The organism is Rhodobacter sp. P1_C2 (genome assembly GCF_056406375.1).
The window spans coordinates 173,495-186,222 of sequence record NZ_JBFUAG010000008.1; the positions used below are offsets into that span (position 1 = coordinate 173,495).

Genomic DNA, 12,728 nt, shown 5'->3' on the forward strand with positions numbered 1-12,728 from the left:
GGCGAGGCGGGGCAGGGCGGCCGGTACCGCCCCCTGAAGCCGCCCTTAATGGCGCCCGGTCAGCCAGTTGCCGAAGGCCGCGAATTTCGACGGACCGATGCCCAGCTTGTCTTCCCGCGTGTCGGCGATGCGCAAAAGCGCATACATCAGATGCACGCCAAGCCAGCGGAAGGGTTCAGGCTCCCATTTGCGGACCTTGCGGTTGACCCAAGGCAGGGCGGTGATCTCGGTCTGCCGCCCCAGCGCCAGGTCGGCCAGGGTGCGCCCGGCAAGGTTCGAGGTGGAAACCCCCACCCCCACATAGCCCCCCGCCCAGCCAAGGCCGGTGTCGCGGTCCAGCCCCACCGTGGCGCACCAGTCGCGCGGCACGCCGATGACGCCGCACCAGGCGTGCTCGACGCCATAGGGCGCGGCCTCGGGGAAGTGGCGGTGCAGGGTCTCGGTCAGGCGGCGGATGGTCTCGGCGTCGGGTTCGCCGTTCTTGTCCATCTTCGAGCCGAACTTGTAGGGCACGCCGCGCGCGCCCACCGTGATGCGGCCCTCGCGGGTGCGCTGGCAATAGCAGTAGGAATTGGCGGCATCCTCGATCAGCTCGCCATTCTCCCAGCCGATCTTGGCCCAGACCTCGGGCGGAAGGATCGGCGTGGCGATCTGGGCGGAGTTGAGCGGGATCCAGTCGCGCTGATGCCCGGGAAAGCCGGGGGTGAAGCCTTCGGTGCAGCGCAGGATGATCGGGGCTTTGACGCGGCCCTTTGAGGTGACGACCTCGCCCTTGTCATAAGAGGTGACGGCGGTGTCCTCGTAGATCGTTGCCCCGGCCCGCTCGACCGCTTCGGCCAGACCGCGGACCAGCTTGGCCGGCTGGATCCGCGCCACGCCCGAAAGCGCCATGCCGCCGAGCGCGCCGGGCAGCGCGATGCGCTGCGCCACCTGTTCCGGCGTCAGGGCCCGCACCCGATGCGCCTGGCCCCAATGCTGCTGATGGGCAACCTCGGCATTGAGGCGGGAGAGTTGCGCCTTGTTCTGCGCGAACATCAGGATATCGGTGCGCAGGATATCGGCGTCGATGCCCTGATCCGCGCAGACGCGGATGATCTCTTCGACGGTGCCTTCCAGATGGCGGGCCATCTCCAGCACGGCGGGGCGGCCATGGGTCTTGGCATAGCGTTCATGATCCCAGGACAGCGTGCCCATGCACCAGCCGCCATTGCGCCCCGAGGCGCCAAAGCCGGCAAATTCGCGCTCCAGCACCGCCACGCGCAGGCCGGGCTGGGCCTGCATCAGGTACCAGGCGGTCCAGAGCCCGGTGAAGCCCGCCCCGATGATCGCCACATCCGCCGAAATGTCGCCCGCAAGCGCCGGGCGCCGGGTCGTGGGAAGGCCGATATCGGCATACCAGAACGACACATCTCCGATTTTCATGGCTTTCTCCTGCGCGATTTCGGCGGCACGATGATCCGGCGTTTGATCAAAAGCAAGGGGGCGCTGCCCCCTCGCGCGTGGCCGCGCTCACCCCCGGGATATTTGCGCCAGTGTGAAAGGGGTCAGAGCGTGTTTTTCAGCCAGTCGCGGAACGAGGTCAGGGGGGCGCGCGGCGGGCGGTCCTTTGGCCAGACGAGGTAGTAGGCGCCGAGCGCGCGGATCGGCGGGCCGAAGAGCGGGATCAGGCGGCGCTCGGCCAGGTCGCGCTCGATCAGGAAAAGGGGGAGGAGGGCTGCGCCCATGCCGTGGATCGCCGCCTGCTGCATGGTGGCGAACTGGTCGAACAGCATGGCGGGCGGGCGCAGGTTGGGTTGGCCGTGATGGGCAAGCCAGCGGCCCCAGTCGCCGGGGCGGCTTTCGAGCTGCAGGAGGGGCAGGGAGAGCACCTCGGTCGCCGCGTTCAGGGCCGGGGTGGCGGGGCTCGCGACGGCAAGGATCTCCTCCTCGGTCAGTTTCAGCGCCTCGGTGCCGGGCCAGTCCTGGCGGCCGTAGTGGATGGCGGCGTCAAAGGCGCTGTCGGTGAAGTCGAAGGGTTTGAGGCGGGTCGAGAGGTTGACCGTGACCTCGGGGTGGAGGGTGGCGAATTTGGCCAGCCTTGGTGCCAGCCAATGCATCCCGAAGGCGGGCAGGATGGCGAGGTTGAGCGAGCCGCCCATCGGATTGGCGCGCAGTGCCAACGAGGCCTGCGACAGGCGCTGCAGCGCGCGGCGCGCCTCGGCCACGAAATCCAGCGCCGCCGGGGTCAGGCGCAGCCGATGCTTCTCGCGCAGGATCAGGGTGACGCCGAGCTGCCCCTCCAGAGCCTGCAACTGGCGGCTGATGGCGCCCTGGGTCAGGTTCAGCTCTGCCGCGGCGGCCGAGGCCGAGCCGAGCCGCTCCACCGCCTCCAGTGCCAGAAGCGAGGGGATCGAGGGCAGGTAGCGGCGCGCCAGCATATGAGTTTTCCTCATGGATTGGTGAGGTCGTTTCGATGGCATTGTGACGGGTTTTGTGGCAGATGTCAGGCCAGATATCTGGAAGGCATGATGGAGGCCAGGATGACCGATCGCCCGAAACTGAAAGCCAAGGATGCCCCGGATCTGGGCCGCTTCGACTGGCAGGACCCCTTCCGGCTCGCCGACCAGCTGACCGAAGAGGAACGGATGCTGGCCGAGGCCGCGCGGTCCTATGCGCAGGAAAAGCTGCAGCCCCGGGTGATTGCCGCCTTCCGCGAGGAATCCGCCGACCCCGAGATTTTCCGCGAGATGGGAGAGATGGGGCTGCTCGGCGCCACGATCCCCGAGGAATACGGCGGCCTCGGCGCCTCTTACGTCGCCTATGGCCTGATCGCGCGTGAGGTGGAGCGGGTGGATTCCGGCTACCGCTCGATGATGTCGGTGCAGTCCTCGCTGGTCATGTACCCGATCTATGCCTATGGCACCGAGGCGCAGCGCCAGAAGTATCTGCCGAAACTGTCCTCGGGCGAATGGATCGGCTGCTTCGGCCTGACCGAGCCGGATGCGGGCTCGGACCCGGCGGGGATGAAGACCGTGGCGAAGAAGACGGCGGGCGGCTATGTGCTGAACGGGTCGAAGATGTGGATCTCGAACGCGCCCTTTGCCGATGTCTTCGTGGTCTGGGCCAAGTCCGAGGCGCATGGCGGCAAGATACGCGGCTTTGTGCTCGACAAGGGCACCAAGGGTCTGAGCGCGCCGAAGATCGGCGGCAAGCTGAGCCTCAGGGCTTCGGTCACCGGCGAGATCGTGATGGACAATGTCGAGGTCGGCGAAGAGGCGCTGCTGCCTTATGTCGAGGGCCTGAAAGGCCCCTTCGGCTGCCTGAACCGGGCGCGCTATGGCATCGCCTGGGGGGTGATGGGGGCGGCGGAGTTCTGCATGGAAGCGGCCCGGCAATATGGCCTCGACCGCCGGCAATTCGGCAAGCCTCTGGCGCAGACCCAGCTGCACCAGCTGAAACTCGCTAACATGCTGACGGAGATCTCGCTGGGCCTGCAGGCCTGCCTGCGCGTCGGGCGGCTGATGGACGAAGCCAACGCGGCGCCGGAGATGATCTCGATCATCAAGCGCAACAACTGCGGCAAGGCGCTGGAGGCAGCGCGGCTGTCGCGCGACATGCATGGGGGCAACGGGATCCAGGAAGATTACCAAATCATGCGGCACATGGTGAACCTGGAAACCGTGAACACCTATGAGGGCACCCACGACGTCCATGCCCTGATCCTCGGCCGCGCCATCACCGGCCTGCAGGCGTTCTTCTGACCGAAGTCAAAGGCGCGCCTGCGGCGCCAGTCTGATCCTCGCCTCTGGCCTGCGGCCAACCGGCTCAGGCGAAGAGCCTCCGGCGGGAGTATTTGGGCAAAGAGCAAAGGGAAAGGCGCGGCTCTTGCTCCTTTCACATTGGTCCAAATATCCTCGGGGGGTGAGCGCGCCAGCGCGAGGGGGGCAGACAGCCCCCCTTCTGCGTTCAAGACCCAACCTGTCAGGACGATCGCCCCAGCCGCCGCGATTTATCGCGGCGGCCTCCGCTGCCCGGGGCGGCCGCGCTTGCGGCCGAAACCGGGTGGCCTATGCGGTCAGAGTTGAGAGAGGCGGACCAGGTCGTCATAGACTTCCGGCACGCCGGCGATGATCTTGTTGCCCTTGGTCAGCCCGTCATCGGCGAGGAAGTCGTTCACCCGCAGTCCAGCCGCCTCGATCACCGCGATGGCGCCGAGGCAGTCCCAGGAATTGATATGGGGCTCGTAATAGCCCAGAAGCCGCCCCGCCGCGACATAGGACAGGTTCAGGGCGCCCGAGCCGTCGCGGAAGAACATGCCGCCTTCGCGCAGGAAGGCCTCGAAGGGGCGCAGGAAGTCCTCGACCTTGATCCGGGTCGAATAGCCCATGCCGGTGATGCCCTCGCGCAGGCTCTTGCCCGGGTGGCGCGGCACCGGTTTGCCGTTCAGCGTGGCGGGGATGCCCTTGCCGCCGGCGAACAGCTCGTCGCGGACCGGGGCATAGACCATGCCGAACTGCAACGCGCCTTCGCAGACGAAGGCGATCGAGATGCACCAGTTGCCCATGCCCGAGACGAAAGGCTGCGTCCCGTCGATCGGGTCCACCACCCAGATGCCCTGGCCCGGCGCGAAAGCGGTCACACCGGTTTCCTCGCCAAAGAAAGCATCCTGCGGGAAAGCCTCGGCGATGCGCTGCTTGATCAGAAGCTCGGTGTTCACATCGGCTTCCGAGGCCATGTCCTGCAAGCCCTTCGACTTGATCGTCAGGGCGGAAATGTTCTGGAAATAGCCATGCGCCAGAGCCCCGGCATCGCGGATCAGGGTCAGGCAGAAGTCGTAACGCGGTTGCAGGTCCATCAGTCTTTCCATAACCAGGCGGCGCCGCGCACCCCCGAGGCGTCGCCGTGAATGTTGCGCAGGATCGGGGTGTGAAACACGGTCGAGAAGGTGCGTTTGGCCAGTTCGCGCGGCAGGTCCTCGTAAAGCTCGTCGACATTGGACATGCCGCCGCCCATCACGAAGACGTCGGGGTCAAGGCTGTTGACCACCGTCGCAAGGCCGCGCGCGACGCGGTTGATATACCGCTCCCACAGCATCCCGGCCAGGCGGTCGCCCTTGCGCTTGAGGTCGATGATCTCGCGCGCCTTCAGGCTTTGCCCGGTATGGGCCGCGAATTGTGCCTCGAAGGCGCGGCCGGAGACCCAGGTCTCCATGCAGCCATGCCGGCCGCAATAGCAGACCGGGCCGGGGATTTCGGTGATGTCGGGGAAGGGCAGGGGGTTGTGGCCCCATTCGCCCCCCGAATTGTTCGGCCCGTGATGGGCGCGGCCGCCGACGGCAATGCCCGCGCCTGCGCCTGACCCGAGGATCACCGCGAAGACCACGTTATAGCCGGCCCCCGCGCCATCGGTCGCCTCGGAGGCGGCGAGGCAGTCGGCGTCGTTTTCCACCCGGATCGGGCGGCGGATCGCGGCTTGCAGGTCGGCCTCCACCGGCTGGCCCAGCAGCCAGGTCGAGGAGGCGCCCTTGCCCAGGCGGCTCACCGGCTCCAGCGAGCCGGGGATGCCGATGCCGATCGAGCCGGTCTGGCCGGTTTCGGCCTCAAGCCGGTCGATCATGCCTTTCACCGCGGCGATGCAGCCGTGGTAATCGTGGCGCGGCGTGTCCTGCCGCAGGCGCAGAAGCTCGCGCCCGTCCTTCTCCATCGCGACGCCTTCGATCTTGGTGCCGCCCCAGTCAATTCCGATCAGCATTTCAGCCATTTCCGCCCGAGAAGTCGAAGGTCAGCGCCAGCACGTTCAGCAGGATATAGATCGCGCCCAGCGTCCACATGGCGGTCTTGTCGAGGCGCAGGCTGTCCTCCTCGCGGTCCTGATAGCGCAGGCGCAGCGACCAGATCGAGACGAAGACCGACACGAAGATGATCCCCACCGCGATCAGGTTGATCTGTTCGGCCAGCGTCACGGCGGTGGTCGGCGGCAGCTCTCCGGTGATGACGAAAGCATTGGCCGAGGCTGCGAAGATCGAGCCGACCCCCATGCCGAAGCGCGCATCGAGGTCGTCGGCCTTGATCAGGAAGGCGAGCAGCCCCAGAAGCACCGCCAGCGCCGAGATCCAGAAGCTTTTGAAGAGCGGCCCATAGCTCGTCCGGTCGAGCGAGACCGCGAAGGTCAGGCGCGAATAGTCGCTGGCATTGGCGCCCGCGCTGCGCAGGCCGTAGTCGGTGTCGTAGACATGGGTCTCCACCGTCGTCGGCTGCAGCGCCACTTTCCAGCCCGAGACCTTGACCGCCGGGTCAAGTGCAGTGCCGGTGTCGGGCGTATAGGTCAGCTGGGCATTGTTCAGCTCGGCGTCTTCCAGTTCCAGCGTGATCACATGGTTGTCGAGCGGGAAGCGGCGCACGTCGAAATCGTGGAACATAGTCGCCTGCACCCGGACGGTGGCATAGTTCATGCCCTCGTCCACCTCCACTTGCGCGTCTGACCGGCTGGAGATTACGCCATTCACGAATTCGAAGGTCTGGTCGGGGCGCACATCGGCGCCTTTCCAGCGGAACCACAGCCACATGTCGACATCGAAGGACCCGTTCTGCGGCGAGACATTGGAGAGCCGCATCACATAGCCGCCGACCTGCACCACGGTATGGCTGGTCACCGCCTCGGTCGCGGCTGCCACGATGCCATTGTCGGGGGCGGCACTCGTGTCGGCAGAGGGGGCGGCGGTGGCGGGGGCGGTCGTGGCAGGTGCGGTCGCAGCGGGCGCGGTCGTGTCGCTGGTCTGGGCCATCGTGCTTGCGGCGGCAAGGCCGAGGGCTGCCGCGAAACAGGCGGCCAGAAGGGTCCGTATCGGGTTTTGCATGGCGTGCTTCCGGTCTGAATGCTGCGGCTGATGCGGGACCGCCTGCCTGCAGTCTTGCGGGTCCCGGCCCTTGATTTCAACCGTTAATCACGCGGAACGGATGGATTTCACGCGAGGCCGGGCCCGGAGTTCAGCCCTTCAGACCATAGGCGACCCGGACCGCCGCGATCGAGCCTGCGCCGAACTTGCCATCGGTCTTGCCGGTGAAGAACTGATGCTCCTTCAGGATCTTCTGCAGGGCGGTCAGGGTCTTGGGCTTGAAGGAATTGGCGTTGGTCGTCAACTGGTTGAGCACCTGGCCATTGCCCGAGCGCAGCGCCTGGTAGAGGTACTTGGCGGCATCCTGCGGGGTCTTGCCCGGGACCAGACCCTCGTCGATCATCCCGGCATAGTTGAACATGGCCTCGGGATGGCGCAGGTCGGCGGCCTGGCCGAAGAGCTCGACGCCCTTGGCCTGGTCGGGGGCGAGGCCCAGCCCGCCCTGGAAGTAGAGAAAGCCCAGGTCGTTGATCGCATCGGCAAAGCCCTGCGCCGCCGATTGCTGGTAGAGCGCCAGCGCCTTGGCCGGGTCGGGCGGCACGCCCAGCCCTTGTTCGTAAAGCTTGGCCAGTTCATATTGCGCATCCGGCGCCCCGGCGGCGGCGGCGCGGGCGAAGTAATCGGCGGCCTCCTTGGGGTTGAAGCGCTTGTCCTGCGGGTTCTGCCGAATATAGGCCAGACCCATCATCGAGCGGGTATCGCCGTGATCGGCCAAAGCGCGCAGCTGTTCTTCCTGATCGGGTCGGCTATAGGCTTCGGACCAGGCGACCTTGGTATCGGCCACCTCGGCCACATCGGTGGCGCCATCGCTGGCCCCGGCCAGATAGAAGGGCGTGCCGGAGAGCGAGCCATAGGTATAGGGCTCCTGCAGGTTCTGGGTCTCTTTCAGCACGTCATCGCGGACCTTGCGGAACATCAGCGAGATTTCGAGGTCGGGCTGGCCCAGATGCTGCATCAGCGCCGTGGCATAGGGGCTGTCGGCGCCGGCGCCGTCCAGCGCCACCTGGCCCTCCTTGGCGGCAAAGGCCACGAGAGTGCCGAGATCGGGGTTGACCGGCGCCAGCCCCGCCACCCCGGCCGAGCGGCTGTCGTCGCTGCCCGCCTTGGCCGGGTCGGGCTTGGCCGTGGTGTCGATCAGGTCGCCGAAGGGATTGTTGCGGCAGGCGTCGAGGATCACCACCCGCATCTTGCGCGCCGATTCCACCACCTTGAGCATCTGCGCCAAGGACACGCCGACCCGCTGCACATCCTTGTTCGATTTCACATTGGCATCGACCGGGATCAGGTAGTTCTCGCCGCTCGCCTCGACCCCGTGGCCGGCATAGTAGATCAGGGCGATATCGGCGGTCTCGGCCTCGAAGGAAAAGGTCTGCATCGTGTCGAGCAATTCGTTCTGCGTCGCGTCGATCGCATAGGTGACCTTGAAGCCGACCTTTTCGAGCGCGGCGCCCACGTTGCGCGCATCGTTGATCGTGTTCTTCAGCTGGATGACATGTTCGTAAGCCCCCATGCCGATGACCAGCGCCACCTTTTCCGCCATGGCGGGCAGGGGCGCCAGAAGCAGGATCAGCAGGGCAAAGGGGGCAAGAAAGGCGTTCCGCAACATCACATCCTCAAAGTCCAAAACGGTTCATCATCCGGTGCCGCGGCCGCTCCGCCTATTCGATGACCTTGAATTCGATCCGGCGGTTGCGGCTGCGGTTCTCGGCGCTGTCATTGGCGACAAGGGGCATGGTCTCGCCATAGCCCTTGGCCTGGAGCCTTTCGGCGGCGACGCCCTTGCCGGTCAGATAGGCGAGGACCGCGGCGGCGCGGCGCTCGGACAGGCTCAGGTTCGCGTCATCGGGGCCGACGTCATCGGTATGACCGCCGATCTCGATCTTCAGCGCGGGGCAGCGTTGCACCACGTCCAGCAGCGTATCCAGCACGGCGGAATCCGCCACATCCAGACGGGCCGAGGCCGAGCTGAAGGTGATGTTGCCGGCATGGCTGAGCGTGTCGAAGCGGTCCTTGCACATGGCGGGGTCGAAATCGCCCTGCGTCTCCTTCGCCGTGACGGCGCCCACCACCGGCGCCACCGGTGCCGAGGCCGCGCCGGAGGTGCCCTTGCGCAGGAAGACCCAGTTGAACGAGACGGAACCGACCGGCACCACCTTGACCTTGGCCGCGTCATTGAGCTTGGCCACATTGTCCAGCATGTTGAAATCGGCCGCGTTGATCGGGATGGCCCCGACGCTCGCCACCGAAACCGCGTCATCCGACATCAGCGTGACGATGACATCCGCCGTCATCGCCTGCGTCACGCCATGCAGCGTCAGGGTGAAGGGCAGGTTGATGATGATCCGCCGCTTGGTCGCCAGATCGGCCAGCGCGGCCGGGTCGATATGGGCGGTCACCACGGCCTCGGGGAATTTGAAGGTCTCGAAGAACAGGAACCGCATCCGCACATTGCGCAGGTCGATATGGGTGTCGATGGAATCGAGCGCCACGTGCACCTCGGCATCGCCGGTCTCGGAGATCGTGCCGGTGAAGGTCGCGATGCTGTTCATCTCGGCCTTGACCTCGTTCTTGACCGAAAGGAAGCCGAGGACCGAGCCTTCCGGCTCCAGCACCCAGCCCTTGGCAAAGGCGGCGTCCTGCGCGCTGGCAGGGGCGGCGAGGGCGATCAGCAGAAGGGCGATCAGCGCACCCGTCGCAGAGCCAAGACGTCGCAGAAGCATCAGCATCAGGAACACTCCATCAGGCGGGCAAATCCGCAGGCCGGACGCTGGGCCAAAGCAAGGGGCCGGCGGCCGGGTCTGGCCGAATATGCGCTGTCTTTGCCGAAGAAAGCAACAGTGTCAGGCGATTGTGATCGGTGCGGGGCTTGCAGTTTAGGGGGGGAGATGCAGAGAACAGCCACAAGGAGAACACATGGCGGCCATTGTCAGGCCGGGCGGAATGGGTAAGGGTCGCCCCAGAGCATGCAGGAGGATGGGTGTGGTGCGTCTTTGGCTTTGGGTTGCCCTGATTTGGGCCAGTTGCGCCACTTTCGCCCTGGCCGAACCGCGCATCGCCCTGGTGATCGGCAATGGCGGTTACAAATCCGTCAATGCCCTGCCCAACCCGCCGCATGATGCCGAACTGATGGCCGAGGCCCTGAAGAAGGCCGGGTTCAGCGTGACCCTGATCACCGATGGCGACATGGCCGCGATGGGGGCCGCGGTGACCGAATTCGGCAAGGCCCTGCGCCAGGCCGGGGCGGATGCGACCGGGCTCTTCTACTATGCCGGGCATGGGGTGCAGAGCTTTGGCCAGAACTACCTCGTGCCGGTCGATGCCCAGCTGACCAATGCCGCCGATCTGTCGCTGGTGGCGCTGGATGCGCAGGCCGTGCTGCGGCAGATGTTCTCGGCCCATAACCGCACCAATATCGTCATCCTCGACGCCTGCCGCAACAACCCCTTCGCGCAGGTCCGCGATCTGACCGACAATGGCCTGGCCGAGATGTCGGCGCCGACCGGGACCTTCCTGGCCTATGCCACCGCGCCGGGGAACGTGGCCCTGGACGGGGCCGATGGCAACAGCCCCTTCACCAAGGCGCTGGCGGCAAAGATCACCACGCCGGGCCTCGCCATCGAACAGGCCTTCAAGGATGTGCGGGTCGAGGTCCTGGCCAAGACCGAGGGCAAGCAGACGCCCTGGGACACGTCCAGCCTGACCGGGGATTTCGTCTTTACCGCCGATGCCACCTCGGGCGACGAGGCGGCGCTCTGGGCCAATGTCAGCCAGTCGCGCGACCCGGTGCAGATCATGCTCTTCCTGCGCGCCTATCCGAAATCGGCGCATGAGAAAGAGGCCCGCGCCCTTCTGGCCGATGTGATGCAGGCCGAGGTCACCGGCCAGGGCAAGCCCACGCCCGCCCCGGTCACCGGCAGCCCCGCCGCCGGGGCCGACCCGGCCGAGGTGGCAGCTTTCGAGGCGGTGCAGAAACAGGCGACGCGCGAGGCCTTCGCAGGTTTCCTGGCGCAATACCCGAAGTCGGGCTTTGCCGAGGCGGTGCAGGCCGAACTGAACGCTCTGGACAAGCCGATCACCGCCACCGCGGTGCCGCCGGCCTCGGCCCCGGGCGAGGTGCCCGCCGACATGGCCGCGGCCATCGCCGCCGAGGCCATCACCTTCGCCGGCCCCCTGAAGCTGGGCGATGACGCGATCAAGGGCAAGTCGATCGAGGATCTGATCGGCTCGCAACCGCTTTTCGCGCCGATCGAGGGCCTGCCGAAAGAGGCCTGGGCCGGCCAGGCCTGCACGACCTGCCACAAATGGACCAAGCCCGCGCTCTGCGATCAGGCCAAGTTCTATGTCAAGGAAGCCGCGCCCTCGGCAAAGCTCGACCAGCACCCGCTGGGCGGGGCGTTCAAGTTGTCGCTCAAGGCCTGGGCACAGGAAGGCTGCAAGTAGCAGCCGCTGATTCGGCAGGCACTTTGCGCCGCGCCGGGGCTTGGGCCGCGCAAAAGCGCAGCATCGCCGCAAAAATCTGCCGCAGTCTTGAGCATCGGCGCAACGCGCCGCAAGCGACACCCGTGCCGCTTGGAGCCCGCTTCCGCCCCCCGTTAGGCTGAAGATGAGTATAGCGGCTAGGGTTCCGGCATCTTCGATGCGTCTGGTCCGAGAGCCGCAGCTGCCGGGAGAGACAGATCCGGCAGATGCACGGCGGGAGAAAAGCCCGGGAGACCTCGTGAAGCCAAGGGATTGGCCGCGAAGTCGTGTGTCAGATCCCTTTTTGACAACAGGAAGGGACATGATGAAGACCACTCGCAGAGCCGCACTGACCAGCCTCGCCGTCCTTGGCGCGCTTGCCCTGACGCCTCCCGCCTGGGCCGAGAAGAAGACCGATTTCAAGGTGGCCTGGTCGATCTATGTCGGCTGGATGCCCTGGGGCTATGCCTCCGACACCGGGATCGTCAAGAAATGGGCCGACAAATACGGGCTGAAGATCGAGGTCACCCAGTTCAACGATTATGTGGAATCGATGAACCAGTACACCGCCGGCGCCTTTGACGCGGTGACGCTGACCAATATGGACGGGCTGTCGATCCCGGCGGCGGGCGGGGTGGATACCACCGCTGTCATCGTCGGCGACTTTTCGGCCGGCAATGACGCGGTCTTCCTGAAAGGCCCGGGCAAGCTTGAGGATATCAAGGGCCGCCCGGTCAACCTCGTGCAATTCTCGGTCTCGGACTACCTCCTCGCCCGCGCGCTGGAGACGGTGGGCATGTCCGAAAAGGACGTGACCGTGGTCAACACCGCCGACCCGGACATGGTCGGCGCCTTCCAGACGGCGGATGTGCAGGCGATGGTGACCTGGAACCCGATGGTGTCGGAAATTGCCAAGCTGCCCGATGCCACCAAGGTCTTCGACAGCGCCCAGATCCCGGGAGAGATCATCGACCTCATGGTCGCCAACACCGACACGCTGAAGGACAACCCCGATTTCGGCAAGGCGCTCGCCGGGATCTGGTACGAGACCACCGCCCTGATGACCGCCGACACGCCCGAGGGCGCCGCCGCGCGGGCCGCGATGGGCAAGGCTTCGGGCACCGATCAGGCCGGGTTCGAGGATCAGATGGCCGCGACCAAGCTTTTCGCCAAGGCGGAGGAGGCTGTGGCCTTCACGGACTCGCCCGACCTCGGCAAGACGATGGACCGCGTGCGCGGCTTCCTGTTCGAGAAGGGGCTTCTGGGCACCGGGGCGACCTCGGCCGATGCGGTGGGGATCGAACTGCCCGATGGCAGCATCCTGGGCGACAAGGCGAATGTGAAGCTGCGCTTTGGCGACACCTACATGAAGCTGGCCGCGGGCGGCGGGTTGTAA

10 protein-coding genes and 1 riboswitch are annotated in these 12,728 nt (G+C 66.1%); of the genes, 3 read left to right on the forward strand and 7 right to left on the reverse strand.

The window, feature by feature from the left end; genetic code table 11:
- Positions 1-45: 45 nt before the first annotated feature.
- Together AC1DZT_RS15550 and AC1DZT_RS15555 are read right to left on the reverse strand one after the other, a co-directional pair.
- Positions 46-1,422 carry an NAD(P)/FAD-dependent oxidoreductase gene (locus AC1DZT_RS15550; protein ID WP_478007557.1) on the reverse strand — a complete coding sequence of 459 codons (1,377 nt, stop codon included), beginning with the start codon at positions 1,420-1,422 and terminating at the stop codon, positions 46-48.
- A gap of 122 nt (positions 1,423-1,544) precedes the next feature.
- Complete coding sequence (locus AC1DZT_RS15555; protein ID WP_478007558.1) at positions 1,545-2,417, reverse strand: LysR family transcriptional regulator; 873 nt, start codon at positions 2,415-2,417, stop codon at positions 1,545-1,547.
- Positions 2,418-2,519: 102 nt separating this feature from the next.
- Here AC1DZT_RS15555 and AC1DZT_RS15560 point away from each other — a divergent pair, with 102 nt between their 5' ends.
- Entirely contained in the window at positions 2,520-3,740 is a 1,221-nt protein-coding gene (locus AC1DZT_RS15560; protein WP_478007559.1) for an acyl-CoA dehydrogenase, read from the forward strand.
- 314 nt (positions 3,741-4,054) lie between these two features.
- Here AC1DZT_RS15560 and AC1DZT_RS15565 read toward each other — a convergent pair whose 3' ends face one another.
- The 5 genes from AC1DZT_RS15565 to AC1DZT_RS15585 all read right to left on the reverse strand — a co-directional run bounded on the left by AC1DZT_RS15565 (position 4,055) and on the right by AC1DZT_RS15585 (position 9,600).
- Complete coding sequence (locus tag AC1DZT_RS15565; protein ID WP_478007560.1) at positions 4,055-4,834, reverse strand: inositol monophosphatase family protein; 780 nt, start codon at positions 4,832-4,834, stop codon at positions 4,055-4,057.
- Positions 4,834-5,730 carry an ROK family protein gene (locus tag AC1DZT_RS15570; RefSeq protein WP_478007561.1) on the reverse strand — a complete coding sequence of 299 codons (897 nt, stop codon included), beginning with the start codon at positions 5,728-5,730 and terminating at the stop codon, positions 4,834-4,836. Before AC1DZT_RS15570 ends, AC1DZT_RS15565 begins: the two co-directional genes overlap by 1 nt.
- A gap of 1 nt (position 5,731) precedes the next feature.
- Positions 5,732-6,835 (reverse strand): ligand-gated ion channel, encoded by a 1,104-nt coding sequence (locus tag AC1DZT_RS15575; RefSeq protein ID WP_478007562.1) that lies wholly within the window; start codon positions 6,833-6,835, stop codon positions 5,732-5,734.
- Between the two features lie 130 nt (positions 6,836-6,965).
- On the reverse strand, positions 6,966-8,480 hold the full coding sequence (locus AC1DZT_RS15580; RefSeq protein WP_478007563.1) for a caspase family protein: 1,515 nt from the start codon (positions 8,478-8,480) through the stop codon (positions 6,966-6,968).
- A gap of 52 nt (positions 8,481-8,532) precedes the next feature.
- Positions 8,533-9,600 carry an OmpA family protein gene (locus tag AC1DZT_RS15585; RefSeq protein WP_478007564.1) on the reverse strand — a complete coding sequence of 356 codons (1,068 nt, stop codon included), beginning with the start codon at positions 9,598-9,600 and terminating at the stop codon, positions 8,533-8,535.
- A 247-nt stretch (positions 9,601-9,847) separates the two neighbouring features.
- On the opposite strand from AC1DZT_RS15585, the gene AC1DZT_RS15590 reads away from it, so the two are divergent.
- Both AC1DZT_RS15590 and AC1DZT_RS15595 read left to right on the forward strand, forming a co-directional pair.
- On the forward strand, positions 9,848-11,314 hold the full coding sequence (locus tag AC1DZT_RS15590; protein WP_478007565.1) for a caspase family protein: 1,467 nt from the start codon (positions 9,848-9,850) through the stop codon (positions 11,312-11,314).
- 165 nt (positions 11,315-11,479) lie between these two features.
- A riboswitch (guanidine-I (ykkC/yxkD leader) is annotated at positions 11,480-11,588 on the forward strand.
- A gap of 66 nt (positions 11,589-11,654) precedes the next feature.
- Positions 11,655-12,728, forward strand: a complete 1,074-nt coding sequence (locus tag AC1DZT_RS15595) for a putative urea ABC transporter substrate-binding protein (RefSeq protein WP_478007566.1) — start codon at positions 11,655-11,657, stop codon at positions 12,726-12,728.